Source organism: Nocardia sp. NBC_01009 (genome assembly GCF_045208035.1).
Taxonomy (GTDB): Bacteria; Actinomycetota; Actinomycetes; order Mycobacteriales; family Mycobacteriaceae; genus Nocardia.
The window spans coordinates 186744-206149 of record NZ_CP108695.1 but is presented as its reverse complement, the minus strand read 5'-3'; the positions used below and the strand labels follow the sequence as shown (position 1 = coordinate 206149).

Here is a 19406-nt window from a genome sequence, read left to right as displayed (position 1 = left end):
GAACACTTCTTCGATTCTACCTCTGGGCACCGACAAAAACCGCTGGCCACAAGGACTTTCGCGGTTGGTGCAGTAGTGGGAAGAGCGCCGCTGAAACACCAGGGAGGCGGCAGGCGTATCGTGCGGTTCATGACCGGAATGGACCGCCCGCGGCGGTTGCGCCGTACCCCCGCTCTGCGCCGCCTCGTTGCCGAAACGACTCTGCAGCCACGGCAATTGGTGCTGCCGATGTTCGTGGCCGATGGCCTGGAAGAACCGCGGGAAATCAGTTCGATGCCGGGGGTGGTGCAGCATTCGATGGATTCGCTGCGCAAGGCCGCCGTCGAGGCGGTGACCGCGGGTGTCGGCGGGCTCATGCTGTTCGGGGTACCGCGTTCGGAGGACAAGGACGCCACCGGCAGCAAGGCCAGCGATCCGGACGGCATCCTCAACCGGAGCCTGCGTGCGCTGGCCGATGAGGTGGGCGGCTCGACGGTGCTCATGGCCGACACCTGTCTCGACGAGTTCACCGATCACGGGCACTGCGGTGTGCTCGCCACGAACGGTGCCGTCGACAACGACGCGACCCTGCACCGCTACGTGGAGATGGCGCTCGCGCAAGCAGACTCCGGCGCCGACCTGCTCGGTACCAGCGGGATGATGGACGGCCAGGTCGGCGCGATCCGGCGCGGGCTGGACGCGGTCGGGCACACCGACACCGGCATCCTCGCCTACGCCGCCAAATACGCCTCGGCCTTCTACGGTCCGTTCCGCGAGGCCGTCGGCTCCTCGCTGGAGGGCGACCGGCGCACCTACCAGCAGGATCCGGCCAACCGCAAGGAGGCGATCCGGGAGCTCGAGCTGGATCTGGCCGAGGGCGCCGACATCGTGATGGTGAAGCCCGCGATGTCCTACCTGGACATCCTTCGCGATGTCGCCGATCGCTCGTCGGTTCCGGTCGCCGCGTACCAGATCTCCGGCGAGTACGCGATGATCACCGCCGCCGCCCAGCGCGGCTGGATCGACCGCAGGGGCGCGATCATGGAGTCGTTGCTCGGCATCCGGCGGGCGGGCGCGGACATCGTGCTCACCTACTGGGCAACCGAGGCCGCACACTGGCTGTCGTGACGAACCCGATAGGCCCGATGGGCGCTGTGCCGCAGCCGCCCGCACCGCCGGAGGACATCCGGACTGCGCGTCAATTGTGGTGGGGCGTTGTCGTTTTCGGCATTGTGCAACTCGCGGGCTCGATGCTGGCCGCGGTGCAGAATCGGCACGAATTCGCCAAGCAGATGTTCGATCAGATGCAGGAGAGCGATCCGAAATTCACCATGGCCACCGCCGACCTGATGGTGTCTTTGGCGTACGTGGTCGCGGTGCTGCTCGGCCTGACCATCGCGGCGGTCGCACTGGTGCTCGCGCACCAACTGTTCCTCGGCAAGCTGTGGGCGCGGACGCTGCTGACCTTCGTCGGCGTCTGGCTTGCGCTCACGGCGGTCGGCACTATGTTCGCGCTCGGTTCGGGGACCGCGGGTGTGGCCTCCCTGGTGGCGGGCGGCGCGGGCATCGTGCAGGGCGTGCTCGCGGCGGGTGGGATCTACCTGAGTCACCGTCCGGAATCGACCGCGTACTTCCAGCTGAAGCGCAGGTGAACGGGCGGGTCGAGCAGGCGGTCGAGTTTGTCGGGGAAACGCCGGCATGTATCGTGAGGGTTGTCACAGTGGACTTGGGAACCGGTAGTTGCTTGTCAGGCGTTCGCTTACCTTTCGTGAGTGCGTCGACCAGATGGCTCCGGGGGATCGGAGGCATAGATGCGTGTGGTTATCCAACAGCCGCAGAGCATTCGGCGAGAATTGCTCGTCCTCAGCCTGCTGATTCTGTTCGGGGTGCTCACCGTCGCGGTACTGCTGATTCCCGGCATCGTCGGCTGAATCGTCCGCGTTCGATGGTCCTGCCCGTCGGCGCGACCGGGAGCATGACGTGAGCGATGTGGGGGACGGCTCCGGCATTCTGTTCGCCGAACCGGGCGCGCGCTGGCGCTCGGTGTCCTACGGGCCGGGTCTGTGTCTGATCATTCTTTTCATCGAATTGGTGACCGCCACTGCGGTGCACTGGTTCGCCTTGATTTTCTGTGCCGCGCTGATCGCGGGTTTCGTTGTGTTGCAGGTGATCGCGGGTCGACGCCATGTGAGCGTCGAACTTACCGACAGCATCCTGCGCGAGGGCACCGAGACGCTCCCGCTGAGCGCCGTCGCCGCGGTGCTCCCCGAGCGCGACGAGGACTCCTGGGACGATGAGGACTGGGAGTCGGCGCGCGCGCTCGGCGAGCTGAGCGGGGTGCCGCGCCGCCGTGGCGGGATCGGACTGCGGCTGGTCGACGGTAGCTTCGTGCAGGCCTGGGCCAAGGATCACCGTGGATTGCGGGCCGCGCTCACCGAGGCGCTCGACCGGCAGCGCGGCACCCCAGGCATCGACGCCACCGACGGCATTGCCGATAGTGTCGACGAGGTCGATAGTGTCGAAGACCCCGGCGGCGCCGATGACCGACACAGCGAGAACGGAGCAGATCGTTGAGGCGAGAAATCGTAGTGTTCGGTGAGGTAGTCGTTGCGGTGCTGTGTCTGGTCGTTGCGGTGCTCAGCTGGCGAAACGGGTTGGTCACCACGTCATTCGCCGCCGCGGGCGACCTCCCGGCCCACAGTGCGACCCGCTATGTCGGTCCGTGGCTGCTGCTGGCGGCTTTTCTGGTCGCCATAGCCGGTATCGCCGGCATCGACGCGGGCGCACGGGCGCTGCGCGTCGTCGCCGTGCGTCCGTCGCCCCGAGGCTGACCGAGCCGGGCAACCACCGGCGATCATCGCCGCCGCTGCTGTTCTACCGCGCCGACCGCGGGAACATCGAAGCCATGCAGCCGACAAGCCACACGAGGAAGATCGCTCTGGGGGTTGTGGCAGGCGGCACGATCGGCGTCGCCACGATGCCTCCCGCCGCTGCCGTCCCCGCCGAGGTCGCGCCGGTGCCGCCGGCCCTCGGCGCCACTGCGCAGGCGCCGCTGCACCTGTTGCCCCGCGCCGCTGGCCTGTCTGGCGACCAGCGGCTCAGCCGGAGTTCTGCATCGGGATCGCCTGATGCGGCACGCTCTGGCGCGCAACCCGCCGACTCGGTTACCGTGCACGTGCAGCCACGGCTGCTGTGGGCGGTAGCACGGCGCACAACGCTGGATATAGCGAATCTTTGTGTGGCCGTTAGGATTTCGCTGTAATTCATATTGCGTCGATAAAGGAATGCCGATGATCGGATTTGCTGGAAAGCTGGGTGCCGGGGTGGCCATCGCCGCCGCGGTCGGGATCGGTGCCGCGCCGGCGGGCGCCACTACATTGCCGCTGGAGCCCGCCGCGGTCGACACCGCCATGGTCGCGCCGGTCTTCGGGCCGGAGACCGGCTCCGCAGGCATCTACAACGAGATCATGTGCCGGCTGCACACCATCTCGGCCTCGGTGCCGTGCATGTACACCTGAGCCGGAGACCGGCTCGAGTGCATGACCGGCCTCCGCTCAGTTCCACTGCTGGTAGATGTCCAGCACGCGACCGTCGTGGGTGCCGGGGGCGTTGATATACAGCGTGATGGTGCCGTCCGGGTAATTTGCGGCCTCCGTCATGACCTGGCGCAGCGAGGCGTGGACGTTGCCGCTGTCGTCGTGGTAGATCTTGGTGTCGTTCTTGAGGCCCGCGCCGATCCGGTTCGGTGGCACGAGCATGGAGACCAGTGCGGGCAGCGGCCCGTCGGCGATGGCCGCGGTCTCCTGGTGGCTCAGATGCAGACCGACCCGGTCCGGCTGGCCGAACGGTTCCGCGGCAGCGGCGGTTGCTGTGCCGAGCAGTGCGGCGGTGGTGCAGGCGGTGAGAACCGCGGCGGTGAAGATGGCAAACCGCATAGACAGACCCTTCTGGCTGGTAGATGGTGCCCGAATGTGGTGTGAGACGCACCGAGATTACGCATCAGCAATCATTCGGCGACCGATATTCGAGGAAACATGCTCGGCGTGTTGCGCAGGAGCGCCGCATCGGTGCGCGACGCGCGCTGCGGTGTGGATCACTCCACTACACCCTGTCGTCGACTCGATCGGATCGGGCTGAGAGACTGGACGTCGTGAGTTCTTCTCCGCGCGCGACCAGATCATCGGTGCCGGTTTCCGCTCAGCTCTTCGAACGGGCGAGTTCGGTGATCCCCGGTGGTGTGAACTCCCCGGTGCGGGCGTTCAAGTCCGTTGGTGGCACACCGCGATTCATCGCTTCCGCCAACGGCTATACCCTCGTCGACGCCGACGGCCACGAGTACGTCGACCTGGTGTGTTCGTGGGGGCCGATGATTCTCGGCCACGCGCACCCCGCGGTGGTCGAAGCCGTGCAGCGCGCCGCGACCGGCGGGCTGTCCTTCGGCGCACCGACCGAGGCCGAGATCGAACTCGCCGAGCTGATCGCCGAACGGGTCGCGCCGGTGCAGCGGGTGCGGTTGGTGAACTCCGGCACCGAGGCCACAATGAGTGCGGTGCGACTGGCCCGCGGCTACACCGGTCGCGCGAAGATCATCAAGTTCTCCGGCTGCTACCACGGGCACGTGGACGCGCTGCTCGCCGACGCCGGGTCCGGTGTCGCCACGCTCGGCCTGCCGACCTCGCCGGGCGTCACCGGCGCGCAGGCGGGCGACACCATCGTGCTGCCCTACAACGACATCGACGCCGTCACCGCCGCGTTCGCAGCGAATCCCGGCGAGATCGCCTGCGTGATCACCGAGGCGGCCGCGGGCAATATGGGTGCGGTCGCGCCGCTGCCCGGGTTCAACGCGGGCCTGCGCGCACTGACCGAAGAGCACGGTGCGCTGCTGATCATGGATGAGGTCATGACCGGGTTCCGGGTCAGCCGCGCAGGCTGGTTCGGTCGCGAGGGCGTCGCAGGTGACCTCTACACCTTCGGCAAGGTGATGAGCGGCGGCCTGCCTGCCGCCGCGTTCGGCGGTCGCGCCGAGATCATGAATCACCTGGCCCCGCTCGGCCCGGTCTACCAGGCGGGCACCCTCTCCGGTAATCCCGTCGCCGTCGCGGCGGGCCTTGCCACGCTGCGCGCCGCCGACGATGCGGTGTACGCCGCGCTCGACCGCAATGCCGAACGGCTCGGCGGCCTGTTCACCGAGGCCCTCAGTGCCGCGGGGGTCGAGCATCAGGTGCAGTTCGCGGGCAATATGGTGAGCGTGTTCTTCGCCGACCGTCCGGTCATCGACTACGCCGCCGCCAAAGCCAGCCAGACCTGGCGTTTCCCCGCCTTTTTCCACGCCTTGCTCGACGGTGGCGTGTACGCGCCGCCGAGCGCGTTCGAGGCCTGGTTCGTTTCCGCGGCGCTCGACGAGGACGCGTTCGACCGTATTGCCGCCGCCCTGCCCGCCGCCGCACATGCGGCCGCGGCCGCCACACCCGAAGGATCCCGCGCGTGAGCTCCGACCCCGATCAGCCAGATTCCGAAGAGCGCGAAACACCAGCCGCCGCCGATAGCGATCCCGGCGTCGAGACCATCGTGCACGTGCTGCGCCACGGCGAGGTGCACAACCCGAAGGGCATCCTCTACGGCAGGCTGCCCGGCTTCCAGCTTTCGGTGACCGGACGCGCGCAGGCCGGTGCGGTCGCGCGGGCGCTGTCCGATCACGACATCTCGCTGGTGATCGCCTCGCCGCTGCAACGCGCGCAGGAGACCGCCGAGCCGATCGCCGCGCAGCACGACCTGATCGTGCGGACCGATGAGAACCTCATCGAAGCGGGCAACACCTTTGAGGGTCTGCGGGTGTCGGTCGGTGACGGCGCGCTGCGCAAGCCGCGGCACTGGTGGAAGCTGCGCGATCCGTTCACGCCGTCCTGGGGCGAGCCGTACCTGCAGATCGCGCACCGGATGCTGGCAGCGGTGAACAAGGCGCGGGTCGAGGCGGCCGGACACGAGGCCGTGCTGGTCTCCCACCAGCTACCGGTGTGGACGCTGCGCCGGTTCCTGCAGGGGCAGCGGCTCTGGCACGATCCCCGGCACCGGCAGTGCTCGCTCGCTTCACTGACTTCCCTTGTGTACCAGGGCGATACGCTCGTCGACATCGTTTACTCCGAGCCTGCGGGCGGTTCGGACCCCACGGTGCACGGCGCATGAGATCGGCCACCGCGTTCTCCCGGCCCGTGGCCCGGCGCCTCGCGCCGGTCCTGGTCGCCTGCGTGTGCTTCGTCGCCGCGCTGGCCGGCTGCTCGACCGGGACAGACGCGGTGGCCTCCGGCGGCACCTTCGAGTTCGTCTCACCCGGTGGCAAAACCGACATCTTCTACGACCCGCCGAGCGCACGGGGCACCATCGGCACACTGGCCGGCCCCGACCTGATGACCGCAGGCAAAACCACCTCGGTCGAGGATTTCGCCGGCAAGGTGGTCGTGCTCAATCTCTGGGGGCAGTGGTGCGGGCCGTGCCGTGCCGAGGCTCCTGCCCTGGAAGAGGCCTACGAGGCGACCAAGGACAAGGGTGTCGTTTTCCTCGGCATCAACGTCCGTGATCCGCAGCAGGACAAGGCCCAGGATTTCGTGGTGGACAACAAGATCGGCTATCCGTCGATCTATGACCCGTCCATGCGCACGTTGCTCGCCCTCGGCGGCAACTTCCCGACCAGCGTCATCCCGACGACGCTCGTTCTGGATCGTCAGCACCGTGTCGCCGCCGTTTTCCTCCGGTCGCTCCTGGCCGAGGATCTCCAGCCCGTACTCGAACGTATCGCCACAGAGGACTCTCAGTGAACCGCACCCGCAGCCCGCGCTCCTGTCGCCCGCGGCAGGCCGCCCGACTCATCCGTGGAACATGGACCGTCGACGATCGCTGGGCGGGCGTGGCCTCGGTGCCGCGCAGCGCCGCGGCGGCATCGATGATGGATGTCAGCTGGGCCGAGGTCGACCCAGCGCCGGCGGACACCGAACGGCAGGTGCCGATGCGCCGTGACGCGGAGCAGGCCGAGGAGGTGCAGTCGTGAACCGCGATCGCCGGATGCGCGGCGGCCGCGCCTGTCGTCCGCGGCAGGCCGCCCGGCTCGTTCGTGGCACCTGGCGGGTCGATGACCGCTGGGCCGGTGTCGCGATGGTGCCGCGCAGTGCCGCGGCGGAATCGTTGCGGGATGTTGCGCGCGACGATGCGCCGACGGTCTCCGCCGCGCCGGCCGCCGAGCAGGCGACCACTGGCGATCCGCGAGGAGCGGAGTCGGCGTGATCGTGCTTGCCGGAGTGGGGGAGTCGTTCCAGCAGACCGCGGCGACCGGACCGCTGCTGCTTGCGCTCGGCGCCTGCATGCTGGCGGGACTCGTGTCGTTCGCTTCACCGTGTGTGGTGCCGTTGGTGCCCGGCTATCTGTCGTATCTGGCTGGGCTGGTCGGTGCCGAGGCGCCGCCTGTCACCCCTGCCGAAGCCAAAGGTCGCGAGGGTAAGTCCGGTTCGGTGGCCGTTGCCGATCGGGCCGTCGTGTCCGCACCGCAGGTGGCGCGCAGTGGCCGGATGCGGGTCGCGGGTGCGGCCGGTTTGTTCGTCGCCGGTTTCACCGTGGTGTTCGTGCTCGCTACCGCGACGGTTTTCGGCGTGATCCAGACCTTGAACGTGAATCGTGAACTGCTGCAACGCATCGGCGGTGTGGTCACCATCCTGATGGGCCTGGTGTTCATCGGCCTGGTGCCGGCACTACAGCGCGACACCAGGATGGAGCCGCGCAGGCTGACGAGCATCGCGGGCGCGCCGCTGCTCGGCGCGGTGTTCGCGCTGGGTTGGACGCCGTGCCTCGGGCCGACCCTGTCCGGTGTAATGGCGGTGTCCGCGGGCACCGACGGGACGACCGCGGTGCGCGGGGTGGCTCTGATCGTTGCCTACTGCCTCGGCCTCGGCCTGCCGTTCGTGATCCTCGCCTTCGGTTCGGCGAGCGCGCTGCGCGGCGTCGGGTGGCTGCGCCGCAATTCCCGCACCATCCAGATCATCGGGGGCATCCTGCTTGTTGCGGTCGGCATCGCGCTGGTCACCGGCGCGTGGGACCAGTTCGTCGCCTGGGTTCGCGACGCATTCGTCTCCGAGGTGACGCTACCGATATGACCGTGATCGACAGACCGGAGGCGCCGCACACTCCGCCCCGCCAGTCACTGCCGGGTCGGGTGTGGGCGCTGGTGCGCAACACCTGGCGCGGGCTCACCAGCATGCGCACCGCGTTGGTGCTGCTGTTCCTGCTCGCGTTGGCCGCGATCCCCGGCGCATTGCTGCCGCAGCGCAGCCTCAACGAGCAGAAGGTCGCCCAGTACATCGCCGACCGACCGACGCTCGGGCCGTGGATGGACCGGTTCGAGCTGTTCGACGTGTTCTCCAGCTTCTGGTTCACGGCCATCTATGTGCTGCTGTTCATTTCGCTGGTTGGCTGCATCCTGCCGCGCGTGTTCGACCACTACCGGGCGCTGCGCACGCCGCCGGTGCGCGCACCGCGCAATCTGGCCAGGCTGCCGCACCATTACGCCGAGACGGTCGAGCGGTCTGCCGACGAGGTGATCGCGCATGCCCGTCGGCAGTTGCGCGGCTGGCGCACCGAGGTGCGCGCCGGTGGGAGCGTCCGGCCCGGAGGCGGCAGCCTGCCCAACCACGCAGGGCCCGGCGAGCGAAGCATCGAGCAGAGCGGGCGGGCCGGGGAGATCACTCTTTCGGCCGAGAAGGGGTACACCCGCGAGCTGGGCAATCTCGTCTTCCATCTGGCTCTGGTCGGGCTGCTGGTCGCCATCGCGGTCGGCAAGCTGTTCGGTTACGAGGGCAGCGTTATCGTCATCGCGAACAACGGTCCCGGCTTCTGCACCACCTCGCCCGCGGTGTTCGACTCGTTCCGTGCGGGCAATGTGAACGACGGCACCGGCATGACTCCGATCTGTGTGCGGGTCAAGGACTTCAAGGCCGACTACCTGCAGAACGGCCAGGCCGAGATGTTCACCTCGAATATCGAATACCAGGCCGGTGCCGACCTCCAGACCAACACCTGGCGCACCAGCACGATTCAGGTGAACCACCCGCTGCGTGTCACTGGTGACCGGCTGTACCTGCAAGGGCACGGGTTCGCGCCGACGTTCACCGTCACCTTCCCGAACGGGCAGACCAGGACCGAGACCATCCAGTGGCGACCCGAGGACGCCCGGACCTTCCTGTCCAGCGGAGTGCTGCGGATCGATCCGCCCGGCGGCATGTACGCCACCGAGGCCGAGCGCCGCAAGAATCAGATCGCCGTGGAGGGCCTGTTCGCGCCGACCGCCCTGCTCCACGGAAACCTGCTGACCTCGTCGTTCCCCGTCATGAACGATCCGGCCGTCGCGGTGGACGTCTATCGCGGCGACACCGGCCTCGACACCGGAAAGCCGCAGTCGCTGTTCTCACTCGACTCCGAGCAGATCAAACAGGGCAGGCTGACCAAGGAGGCCAGGGTGAACCTGCGCCCCGGCGAATCCACCACCCTGTCCAACGGCGCCAAGGTGACCTTCGACGGTGCACAGGAATTCGTGAACTTGCAGGTGTCGCACGATCCCGCGCAGCAGTGGGTGCTGGTGAGCGCGTTGGCCATGATGGCCGGGCTGCTCGTTTCGCTGCTGGTGAAGCGGCGGCGCGTCTGGATCCGCGTCTACCCCGCCGGTACCGAAGCCGGTACCGTTGACCAACGACGCACCGTAGTAGAAATGGGCGGGCTCGCGCGGACCGATCAGGCCGGCTGGGGTGGCGAGTTCGACACATTGCGTGCGCGCCTGCTGGATCAGCAGTACGGCACCGAGAACACGGGAGAGTGACCATGCCGATCGACGAGAACATCGCGCACTACAGCGATCTCGCCTTCAAGTCGGCGATCGTGGTGTACGCGCTGGTGCTGGTGCTGCTCATCGTGCAGTACGCCTCGGCGCGGACGCTGCAGGTCGTCGAGCGCGAGCTCGTCACCGCGGGCGGTTCCGGCGCGGACCGGCCCGCCGTCCCCGGCCGTATCGAGACGCCGCAGCCCAAGCCGCTCGCGGAGCGCGCAGGCAATATGGCGTTCTCGGTGCTCGTCGTCGCGATCGCACTGCACGTGGCCTCGATCGTGTTGCGCGGCTTCGCGACCCACCGCTTCCCGCTCGGCAACATGTACGAGTTCGTCACCATGGCGACCGCGGCGGCCGCCGTCGTCGGCATCCTCTTCCTGCGTGAACAGCGCTACCGGGCCATGTGGGTCTTCCTGCTCGTCCCGATCCTGATCCTGATGTTCCTCGCGGGCACCATGCTCTACGCCGACGCCGCCCCCGTCGTCCCTGCCCTCAAATCGTTCTGGCTGCCCATCCACGTCACCATCGTCAGCATCGGCAGCGGCGTGTTCCTCGTCTCCGGCATAGCCAGCCTGCTGTTCCTCTTCCGCCTGCGCCAGCCCGAGGGCCAAGAATCCGCCACCATCCTCGGCACCATCGCCCGCCGCCTCCCCGACGCCCGCGCCCTCGACCGCCTGGCCTACAAAACCACCATCATCGGGTTCCCCCTGTTCGGTGCGGGAGTCATCCTCGGCGCCATTTGGGCCGAAGCGGCGTGGGGGCGGTTCTGGGGCTGGGACCCGAAGGAGACTTGCTCCTTCATCGCCTGGGTTCTCTACGCTGCGTATCTGCACGCCCGAGCGACCTCCGGCTGGCGCGATACCAAGGCCGCGTGGATCAATATCGCAGGGTTCGTCGCGATGCTGTTCAACCTCTTCATCATCAACATCGTGATCTCGGGGTTGCACTCGTACGCGGGCCTGAACTGAGCGATTTCGCTGCTGCTTCGCAGGAGGTCGAACGGTACCCTGAGGAGCATGACCGCGGCCTTCGATGACATGAACCTCCGCGACCTCGTCGGCCTATTGACCGAAGAGGAGCAGCAGGATCTGCGACCTGTTGTGCTTCGCTTGGTGGCCAGCCACGGTCAACCGGTCACAGACCGGGAAGCAGCGACCGAATCCAGACGTCTCTCGTTCGCTGGGACAGTCGAGGCCGAACCCGACTTCGCTTCCACGTCCCAGGAAGTGTTGTGGCGTGACCTCGGCGGCCGTGAGCGATCATTTGTGACACCGGGCCGCTTCTCGCAATCGCCAACAAGAACGACAGTGAGCACTCGGCTTGTTACGCCGCCTCGAGCGAAGAGCGGGGCCCGCTGATTGTTCCCTCGACCATAGTCACTGAAGTCTGCTACATGCTCGCCAAGCTCGGCGCGCAAGCCGAGGCCGGTTTCCTCCGTTCTTTGGCGGCCGAAGAACTCCAGGTTGAACAACTCCTCCCCGCCGACTATGCGCGCATGGCAGACCTTGTAGTCCAGTACGGAAGTTTCCCGCTCGGTGCGGCAGACGCGTCGGTCATTGCCATCGCAGAACGGTTCGGGATCAAGAGGGTGGCAACACTTGATCACCGTCATTTCCGTCAGGTAGTTCCAAAACACTGCGCCGCTTTGGAACTCGTGCCGGGCGAAGAGAAATTGACCAGACGTCAACGGTAGTTACGTCGCCGACCGGGCCTGCCAGTATCGATCACAGTTCCAGGTACAGGTGTCACACGTGGCCGGATCTGGTCGATCTGGCTCGGCACGCGGCACTCGTGCCGTTCCAGGTTTCACCGGGCTGGATTCGCTGCGCTGACCAGCGCAACCTCGTGAAACCGCGAGGCAACCGCGGTGAATCCGGGCGGGCGCATTCTTTATCTCGACAGCGACCACGGGGTCGCGGATTCGAGGAGAAAGACATGATGACCAGCCCCCGCCCACCAGCGATCACGGCGACCGGACTGCGCAAGTCCTACGGTGATCACCAGGTGCTCGACGGCATCGATCTGAATGTGCCTGCCGGGACCATCTTTTCGTTGCTCGGCCCGAACGGGGCCGGGAAAACCACCACGGTGCAGATCCTTTCGACACTGATCGGTGCCGACGACGGCGAACTGCGGGTCGCAGGCCACGACGTCACCCGCGAACCCGATGCGGTTCGCGCCGCCATCGGCGTCACCGGTCAGTTCGCCGCGGTGGACAACCTCCTCACCGGCGAGGAGAACCTGGCGATGATGGCGACACTGCACCATCTCGGCCGGGCCGAGCGCAAGCGCCGAATCGCCACGCTGATCGAGCAATTCGACCTGGTGGACGCCGCGAAGAAACCGGCATCGACCTACTCCGGCGGCATGCGCCGCCGGCTCGACATTGCGATGGGCCTGGTCGGCGACCCGCAGGTGCTCTTCCTCGACGAGCCGACCACCGGGCTCGACCCGCGCAGCCGTCGCTCGGTCTGGCGGTTGGTCCGCGAGTTGGTCGCGGGCGGCACCACCGTCTTCCTCACCACGCAGTACCTGGAGGAAGCCGACCAGCTGGCCGACCGGATCGCGCTGATCGATGGCGGCAGGGTGGTCGCCGAAGGCACCCCGGAGGAGCTCAAGCGCCTGGTCCCGGGCGGGCACATCAACCTGCGGTTCACCGAGCCGCGTGCCCTTGCTGTCGCCGCGCAGATGTTCGGCGTCCTCGCCCGCGACGAGGACGAGCTGACGCTGCAGGTGCCGAGCGATGGCGGCGTCGATTCGCTGCACGCCCTGCTGGACAAGCTGAAAGCCGCGTCGATCCACGCAGCCGAACTCTCTGTACACACCCCCGATCTCGATGATGTTTTCCTCGCCCTCACCGGCAAGCCGAAGGAGTCCGTGCGATGAGCACCACCATGAAGTACGCCGTGACCGACTCGTTGATGATGGTGCGCCGCAGCCTGCTGCACATCGTGCGCTATCCGTCGATGACCTTGCCGCTGATCATCTCGCCGGTCGTGTTTCTACTGCTGTTCGTCTACGTCTTCGGTGGCACCCTCGGCGCCGGACTCGGCAGCTCGGGCGGTCGCGCCGACTACGTCAACTACGTGACCCCTGGCATCCTGCTGCTGACCGTGGCGGGTGCGGCGACGGCTACCGCGGTGTCGGTCTGCACCGATATGACCCAGGGCATCGTGGCGAGGTTCCGCACCATGGCCATCTTCCGGCCATCCCTGCTGACCGGGCATGTCGTCGGCAGCGTGGTGCAGACCCTGCTCAGCGTCGCGACGGTCATTGCGGTCGCCGTGGTCATCGGTTTCCGTCCCACTGCGAGCCCGGCCGAATGGCTTGCCGCAGTGGGCATCCTGTCCCTGCTGATCATGGCGATCACCTGGGTCGCCGTCCTCATGGGCCTGGTCAGCGATAGCGTGGAGACCGCGAGCAACCTGCCGATGCTGCTGATGCTGCTGCCCTTCTTCGGCAGCGGGTTCGTCCCCACCGACTCGATGCCGTCCTGGCTGGGCTGGATCGCTGAGCATCAGCCGTTCACCCCCGTCATGGAGTCGCTGCGCGGACTGCTGATGGGCACGGCTATCGGCAACAGCGCGTGGATCGCCATCGCCTGGTGCCTGGCCATCACCGCCGCGAGCTTCTTCGGCGCGAAGCAGCTGCTGAACCGCGAGCCCGGCCGCTAAGCGGCTGTGCCCATCAGGCCCTCCGTTTCCGCAGTGCGGCAAGGGCGGCGGAACGCAAGCCGAGTATGTCCAGGGCGGCGTATGTCGAGACACCCTCGACATACGCCGCCTCATCTGCGTTTGCGGCGCACTCTCTGGCTCGCTTACTCGACATGGTCGGATGGATCTGCCGCGGTGGATCGAACCGTTCGGCCAACGCGATCAGGCGGGCGCCGTCCGCCGTCCGGCCGCGGTCGATATCCACCATCGCCAATGCCAAAAGAACTGCGCCACAAGCTGTCAGCTCCGCCAGATAGCCGCCCGGCTGGGTCACCGGATGCTCCAGTAACGCGGTCACCTGCCAGGGCAGATCTTCGACGAGAGCGCCGACCAGATCCAGCCGGCTGTGGTAGGCGTGTGCCAGGACCATCGCCGACCGAGCCTCCAACGCCCACACCTGCACACCGCGCGGATCGGGACGGTAGAAGGGATGCGAGGTGCTCGCTACCAGCTCGGCAATCCCCCGCCAGCGCCGCAGTCCATCATCGATATCGCCGCGGGCGAGCCGAATTTCGGCATCGGCAATCACCTTGTACGGCTGCGCGAACGGGTCGGCATGGTCGGCAACCTGCGTCAACCACTGCTCGGCGCCTTCGATATCCCCGAGCTGCAGTGACGCCATGACCAGCCCGACAATCAGATCGACGCGATCCGGCCTCGGCCCATGGTCCACGAGCTGCCGCAGCGCTCGTTCCACCTGCTGCCGCGCCAGCTCCCCCTGCTCCGACAGCAGCGCGAGTTTGCCGATCCGGCAACGTGCCTGGAACTGCATCCAGGTATTCGACGTGCGCTCGAAGGCGGCGAGCATCCGCCGGGTCGCCGCGAGTGCCTCGTCGCGGTCACCTGTCTGCTCCGCGCGGAAGCTCGCGACGAGGTGGGCAACGCCGGCGAGCAGCGGTTGATCACTAGCGCACAGCCGATCCAGTGCGGCGGAGTCCGGACCGAGCAGCTCGGGTCCAGCGCGGAAAATCACCGCAACGGCGCGCACCAGGGTGTCCGGCGGCGCCGCGGGCAGGCGGCGCAATACCAGCATCGATCGCAGCTCGAAACCACTCTGGGTGACGGCACTCAACGCGCAGACGGTCGCCGCCGTACGGGTCACCTCCACATAGTCGGGTTCAGGCCGGTAATGCGAGAGCACCCAGGCACATTCGCCCACCAGCTCCACGATCCACGCGTAGTGGGATCCGACGTACCACCAGGCACCCAACGCCGCCCAGGTGGCGGCCACCGTCGGCCCGTCCGAGCGATCCAGCCCGAGCCGCAGGGCCCGCACCAGGTTGTCCTGCTCGGCGCGCACGGGGTTCTTTTCCCCTTGGTCGGTGAAGGCGATCTCGTTGGCGCCGACACCGAATTCGCGTGCCCAGGCCAGGAACCCGGCCAACGCACGCTCGCCCTCACCCGCATCGGCCCGCCGAGCCGCACCGAAATCCCTGACGGTCTCCAGCATCCGGAACCGGGTGCCCGAGCCGACCTCGGTGATCTGGATCAACGAATGGTCGACCAGATGCTCGAGCATCTCCAATGTCTCATCCAGGCCGTCTGTGTCGCCCGAGTCGCCGCTGAGCAATCGGTTCGCCGCGATAGCGGTGAATCCGTTGGGAAAGACCGACAACAACCGCATCGCTGCCTGCGCTTGCTCGTCGAGCAGGTTCCAGCTCCAATCGACCACCGCATGCAGCGTCCGATGCCGTTGTGGCGCATCGCGGGAGCCGCTGCGTAGCAGCGCGAACCGGTCAACCAATCGGCCCGAGATCTCGGCGACCGACATCACCCGCACCCGCGCCGCCGCCAGCTCGATGGCCAATGGCAGCCCGTCCAGCTGGGCGCATAGTGCCGCCACCTCGGCTGGCGGCAGCGCGATGTCCGGCCGCACCGCGCGGGCGCGCTGCCCGAACAACTCGGCCGCCGTCGCAGGCGCCAGCTCAGGAAGCAGATGGACCGCCTCCGAGGTCAATCCCAGCGGCGCCCGGCTGGTGACGAGGATGCGCAGGTCTGCTACCAGTGACACCAGCGGACCGACCAGTGCGCTGACTCCCTCGAGAACCTGCTCGCAGTTGTCCAGGATCAGTAGGGTGGGACCGGACCCCAACGATTTGGCGATGGCGGAGATGACGCTGTTGCCAGTCGATGGCCCGGCCTGCGACGCATCACCCGCTCCCAGCGCACCGGCCACCTCGGTGGCGACCATGCCGTCGTCCTCGACACCGGCGAGCGGGACGAGGTGCACTACCCGCTGCTCGGCCAGCCTGCCGACGGCATGGGCCATGCGAGTCTTGCCGAGGCCGCCGGGGCCGACGAGGGAGACGACTCGCGCGGATCGCAGCAGCGCGGTCACCGCCGCGATGTCTGTTTCGCGGCCGAGCAACGGGTTCGGATCGTGCAGGATGCCGTGGCGAACCACAGGTTCGTTCGCCCTCAGCAGCTGTTTATGAATCGTCTGGAGCACGGTGCCCGGATCCGCGCCGAGCTCGTCGCGCAACATCCGCCGGTAATCGTCGTATCGGGCGAGCGCGGCAGCGGGCCCCGCGGTGTCGGCCTCCGCCCGCAACAGCTCGGCCAGCACCTCCTCGTTGCGTGGCTCGCTCGTCGCGGCGTCGGTCAGCGGCCCGACGGCTTCGGCGTACCTGCCCAACCGGGACAACGCCAACGCGAACACGATCAGCAGGGTCCGATACGCGGGCTGCTTGGCAATGCGCAACTCGGACAACGGATCCGCGCCCGAGGCGTGCTCGACGACCCCGTTCCACAGCGCGAGTCCGGCCGCTGCCTGATCGAGTGCCGCCACGTGGTCAGCTGCCCTGGCATGGCGTTGCGCTGCCGCCGCGTGCACTTCCAGCGCTGTCGCGTCGATCTGCTCGGGACTCAGCGTCAGCCGATAGCCGGTGGGCGTGCTCGCAATAAGGTCGGCGCCCAGCTGCGATCGCGTCCGCGACACCAGCACCTGCAACGCCTTGGCTGGATTCTCGGGCGCGTCCTCCGGCCACACTCCGGCAATCAGCCGAGCGGCGCTGGAGCCGTTGCGTAAATCCATTGCCAGCAGAGCGAGCAACCCGCACGTCCGCGCGCCGCTGATCTCCTGATCACGTAGCGCCACTCCCGACAGCAAGGTCATCTCGATACCCACCCGCACACCGTAATCGCCGGCGCGCCGGGTGGCCCGTCGAGCAAATCCGGACCCGCTACCAGGACGAACTAGTTTTCGCCTGCGGTATCCGGTTGTGCGGGCGCGTTGCGTCGTGGATCGGCCTACCCGTGCGCTGATAAGAGCGGTGTCGAACACGCGGCACCGCTGGCGAGCGAACGGGCAGCATCCTCACATGCGGGCGACGCAGACGACGAATTTGCGCTCTTGGTAGACGATTCCGCGGTCACCCTTCGAGCAGCGGTTGACGTCGACGGTGTTGTGTTTGATCTCCACCACGCGCCCGCCGTTGGGGGTGCCTCGGGCGGCGCAGTCGATGCGTTTCGATTCGTTGGGGACCAGTTCCATGCAGCCGCCTACCACCCAGTCGATGTCCAGGCAGAGGGCGGATTCCGGGGTTTGCTGGAAGGTACGGTCGGCGTCGCTCGGGCACTGGGCAGTTTTGTCGATGACCTTGTAGGTGGAGCTTCCACTGCCGCAGGCGGCTTTGCCGAGGGTGGTGGTGTCGCCCGCGCCGGTGATTTCCACGCAGTCGCCAGGATTCACCTGCAGCCGAATGAGCTGTTTGCCGGTCTCGCCGCGAGCTCCAACGGTGGTGGGCGGCGGGGTCGTCAACGGGAACTCTTCGATGGACGGTGCCGCCGATGTGGCTGCTGTGCTTGTGCTTTCGTTGGCTTGCGCCTGTTCTTTGACATCGGGATCGTGATCGTTCATCGACACCGCGATCATTGCGACGAGGGCTGCCGTCAACGCGGTCGCAGCAACGAAGACCGTCAATACGACGGCGGCACGGATACGTTGGCGCGACACGTGAGATCCTCCAGAGCTGTTGCGCTTCGAACATACCCCGCCGAGGTTCGAAGTTGTGAAACTTGCAGTTTGCAGATCACGCAAATGCATACACTATCCAGCGGGTGCGCGTCGAGTTGTTGTCCGACATCGTATTTCGGCCGGTGCCACAATCTTCGCAAAATCGCGACATTGGTCGAACGACCAGGTCACGATGGGGCAACGATGACCTACGGTAGGTATATCTATTGCCATGTATGGCAACAAGATACTGTCGCTGTACACGTCATCCGGCTGCACGAGCCGGAGGTCTCGTGAGAAGGAAATACCTGAATGAAGTTCGGCATGTTCGCCGCCACCACTGTTTTAGCCATTGCTGCGGTGGGAATCGCTGCGGGAACGGTTAATGCGAAGCCTGCGGAAGAGGTCATCCGAGAGGTTTCGGCATCGGGCGTCGAGCAAGGAATCAGCTACCGTACCGTCCTCTCCGATGTCGCAGGCGTGATCACCACTGCCGTCGACGGCGGCGCCTTCGAGCTTGTCGACAACGGTGCGAAGGTTGCGTTGAAATCCGCAAGCGGCGCGGTGGTCGCCGAGGTGCCGCTGGCCTTCGACATCTCCGGAAGCCGGATGGCGGTCGCACACGAAATCAGTGACAACGGCCGAAAGCTTGCTCTCACACCGCAAGTGAGCGCCAAGAACATCGGCGAGATGCAGTCCATCAGCTCCATGGCCAGGCTTGTCACCGAGCTCAACAAGAACGTCATCGGCCTGGTCGCCGGCGGTCTGATCGGTGGTCTGATCGGCGCCGTGGTCGGCCTCGGTTTCTTCAGCATCATCACCGGCCCGATCGGCCTGCTGGTCGGCGCGATCGCCGGCGGCTACATCATGGGCGGACAGTCGTTCCTGGATGCCATGGGCGCGGTCGTCCGGGGTGAGCCCTGATCCAGGGTGGCGCCTCGATAGGAGGCCGCGTGTGCTGGCGGTGTCCGTGAGTAGGCGGATTCCGACCGACGACATCCGGTGTGCGGGAGTGTTGGGTTACCCGCGCAACGGTTGTCGGGTCGGTGGCGTGGGTGATCTATCCCCGGTACCTCGGGGCGCCGCGCCGAGGTCGCTGACGAGACACGGGCTCGTGGATTTCGAGACGGTCTCCGGATCGACGCAGGACTGACGCCGCGCGGGGACGAACTCCAGCGCGCGATTCTCAGCGCTCGGTGGGACCCGAGTCGCCGTCGCGGTGCTGTCGGGACAGCCGCCACAGGAATTCGGGGTCGTCGTCGGGACCCTTGATGTTCTTACGCTGTGGTGACCGCGTGGGTGGGGTGGTCGTACCCGACTTCTCCGGGCCGAACGCCTTCCAGCACAACACCGCGACAGCCACAACTGCGATGAGTGCCAACAGGTACGTCACGTCGCTCACCTCCTGGTATCGAGGGTAGCCGCGTACGTAGTCTTCGGACACCTGAGATGCGAAATTGGTGCGACAGCCTTGCACGGGCCCCTGGACAGCGGGCCCGAGCGGGGCCTGCGGGTCAGCGTGCGTTGACCGCGGTGCTGGTGGCCTCTGTGGTCAACGACCTGAGTAGTTGCAGAACTTCGGACTCACGGAACCGGCGATGTCCGCCCGGCGTGCGCAGCGACCCGAGACGCCCGGCGTGGGCCCAGCGGGTGACGGTCTTTGGATCGACGTGGAACATGGCGGCCACTTGGCCCGGTGTCAGCAGGGTGTCCTGGCCGCCGACGGTAAGCGCAGTCATAGCAAACCTCTCCGTTCTCGACAGTTCCCTCATCAGTGGCGCCATCGTTGCACTGCGACCCCTACGTAGTCGAACCACCTACAGTTGGTAAAGGGGAAGTAATAGACAAATCGGATACGACATCCACCTTCGGTACGAGGTCTCGCCGAAGGCGGCCGATA

At 66.8% G+C, this 19406-nt stretch carries 22 protein-coding genes; 17 read left to right on the top strand and 5 right to left on the bottom strand.

The annotated features are described in order from the left end of the window. Positions 1-129: 129 nt before the first annotated feature. The 5 genes from hemB to OHA42_RS00780 all read left to right on the top strand — a co-directional run bounded on the left by hemB (position 130) and on the right by OHA42_RS00780 (position 3497). Positions 130-1107, top strand: coding sequence for a porphobilinogen synthase (gene hemB, locus OHA42_RS00800; RefSeq protein ID WP_406233666.1), 978 nt, complete (start codon positions 130-132; stop codon positions 1105-1107). Further along, positions 1104-1631 carry a hypothetical protein gene (locus OHA42_RS00795; protein ID WP_406233664.1) on the top strand — a complete coding sequence of 176 codons (528 nt, stop codon included), beginning with the start codon at positions 1104-1106 and terminating at the stop codon, positions 1629-1631. The genes hemB and OHA42_RS00795 overlap by 4 nt, the downstream gene beginning before the upstream one ends. A 328-nt stretch (positions 1632-1959) precedes the next feature. Next, a complete protein-coding gene (locus OHA42_RS00790) occupies positions 1960-2553 on the top strand; it encodes a hypothetical protein (protein ID WP_406233662.1) in 594 nt (197 codons plus the stop codon). Next, entirely contained in the window at positions 2550-2810 is a 261-nt protein-coding gene (locus tag OHA42_RS00785) for a hypothetical protein (RefSeq protein WP_406233661.1), read from the top strand. The genes OHA42_RS00790 and OHA42_RS00785 overlap by 4 nt, the downstream gene beginning before the upstream one ends. 459 nt (positions 2811-3269) lie before the next feature. Beyond that, on the top strand, positions 3270-3497 hold the full coding sequence (locus OHA42_RS00780; protein ID WP_406233660.1) for a hypothetical protein: 228 nt from the start codon (positions 3270-3272) through the stop codon (positions 3495-3497). A 36-nt stretch (positions 3498-3533) separates the two neighbouring features. Here OHA42_RS00780 and OHA42_RS00775 read toward each other — a convergent pair whose 3' ends face one another. Beyond that, entirely contained in the window at positions 3534-3914 is a 381-nt protein-coding gene (locus OHA42_RS00775; protein ID WP_406233659.1) for a hypothetical protein, read from the bottom strand. A gap of 215 nt (positions 3915-4129) precedes the next feature. Between OHA42_RS00775 and hemL the strand changes: the two genes are divergently transcribed. From hemL to OHA42_RS00720, 11 genes are all read left to right on the top strand, one after another. Beyond that, positions 4130-5467, top strand: a complete 1338-nt coding sequence (hemL, locus tag OHA42_RS00770) for a glutamate-1-semialdehyde 2,1-aminomutase (protein WP_406233657.1) — start codon at positions 4130-4132, stop codon at positions 5465-5467. Positions 5468-5544: 77 nt separating this feature from the next. Beyond that, positions 5545-6162, top strand: a complete 618-nt coding sequence (locus OHA42_RS00765; protein ID WP_328412439.1) for a histidine phosphatase family protein — start codon at positions 5545-5547, stop codon at positions 6160-6162. Next, positions 6159-6791 (top strand): TlpA disulfide reductase family protein, encoded by a 633-nt coding sequence (locus OHA42_RS00760; protein WP_406233655.1) that lies wholly within the window; start codon positions 6159-6161, stop codon positions 6789-6791. The genes OHA42_RS00765 and OHA42_RS00760 overlap by 4 nt, the downstream gene beginning before the upstream one ends. Further along, positions 6788-7021: a hypothetical protein gene (locus OHA42_RS00755; protein WP_406233653.1), complete on the top strand. Its 234-nt coding sequence runs from the start codon at positions 6788-6790 to the stop codon at positions 7019-7021. Before OHA42_RS00760 ends, OHA42_RS00755 begins: the two co-directional genes overlap by 4 nt. After that, entirely contained in the window at positions 7018-7254 is a 237-nt protein-coding gene (locus OHA42_RS00750; RefSeq protein WP_406233652.1) for a hypothetical protein, read from the top strand. Before OHA42_RS00755 ends, OHA42_RS00750 begins: the two co-directional genes overlap by 4 nt. Further along, positions 7251-8117, top strand: coding sequence for a cytochrome c biogenesis CcdA family protein (locus tag OHA42_RS00745; protein ID WP_406233650.1), 867 nt, complete (start codon positions 7251-7253; stop codon positions 8115-8117). The genes OHA42_RS00750 and OHA42_RS00745 overlap by 4 nt, the downstream gene beginning before the upstream one ends. After that, positions 8114-9832 (top strand): cytochrome c biogenesis protein ResB, encoded by a 1719-nt coding sequence (locus OHA42_RS00740; RefSeq protein ID WP_406233648.1) that lies wholly within the window; start codon positions 8114-8116, stop codon positions 9830-9832. The genes OHA42_RS00745 and OHA42_RS00740 overlap by 4 nt, the downstream gene beginning before the upstream one ends. 2 nt (positions 9833-9834) lie before the next feature. Beyond that, a complete protein-coding gene (gene ccsB / locus OHA42_RS00735) occupies positions 9835-10806 on the top strand; it encodes a c-type cytochrome biogenesis protein CcsB (RefSeq protein ID WP_406233646.1) in 972 nt (323 codons plus the stop codon). Positions 10807-11096: 290 nt separating this feature from the next. Further along, a complete protein-coding gene (locus tag OHA42_RS00730) occupies positions 11097-11531 on the top strand; it encodes a type II toxin-antitoxin system VapC family toxin (protein ID WP_406238967.1) in 435 nt (144 codons plus the stop codon). A gap of 242 nt (positions 11532-11773) precedes the next feature. Beyond that, a complete protein-coding gene (locus tag OHA42_RS00725; RefSeq protein WP_406233645.1) occupies positions 11774-12724 on the top strand; it encodes an ATP-binding cassette domain-containing protein in 951 nt (316 codons plus the stop codon). After that, positions 12721-13512: an ABC transporter permease gene (locus tag OHA42_RS00720; RefSeq protein WP_406233644.1), complete on the top strand. Its 792-nt coding sequence runs from the start codon at positions 12721-12723 to the stop codon at positions 13510-13512. Before OHA42_RS00725 ends, OHA42_RS00720 begins: the two co-directional genes overlap by 4 nt. A gap of 13 nt (positions 13513-13525) precedes the next feature. On the opposite strand, the gene OHA42_RS00715 is transcribed toward OHA42_RS00720, so the two are convergent. Together OHA42_RS00715 and OHA42_RS00710 are read right to left on the bottom strand one after the other, a co-directional pair. After that, positions 13526-16678 carry an ATP-binding protein gene (locus OHA42_RS00715; protein WP_406233643.1) on the bottom strand — a complete coding sequence of 1051 codons (3153 nt, stop codon included), beginning with the start codon at positions 16676-16678 and terminating at the stop codon, positions 13526-13528. A 189-nt stretch (positions 16679-16867) separates the two neighbouring features. Then, on the bottom strand, positions 16868-17506 hold the full coding sequence (locus OHA42_RS00710; RefSeq protein WP_406233642.1) for a hypothetical protein: 639 nt from the start codon (positions 17504-17506) through the stop codon (positions 16868-16870). Between the two features lie 312 nt (positions 17507-17818). On the opposite strand from OHA42_RS00710, the gene OHA42_RS00705 reads away from it, so the two are divergent. Beyond that, a complete protein-coding gene (locus OHA42_RS00705) occupies positions 17819-18430 on the top strand; it encodes a hypothetical protein (RefSeq protein ID WP_406233641.1) in 612 nt (203 codons plus the stop codon). 262 nt (positions 18431-18692) lie between these two features. Here the strand turns inward: OHA42_RS00705 and OHA42_RS00700 are convergent, their stop codons facing one another. Both OHA42_RS00700 and OHA42_RS00695 read right to left on the bottom strand, forming a co-directional pair. Continuing rightward, the gene (locus OHA42_RS00700; RefSeq protein ID WP_406233640.1) at positions 18693-18899 is read right to left on the bottom strand and encodes a hypothetical protein; all 207 of its coding nucleotides are present in this window, start codon (positions 18897-18899) and stop codon (positions 18693-18695) included. A 121-nt stretch (positions 18900-19020) separates the two neighbouring features. Then, positions 19021-19245 (bottom strand): BldC family transcriptional regulator, encoded by a 225-nt coding sequence (locus OHA42_RS00695; protein ID WP_328406605.1) that lies wholly within the window; start codon positions 19243-19245, stop codon positions 19021-19023. Between the last annotated feature and the right edge of the window lie 161 nt (positions 19246-19406).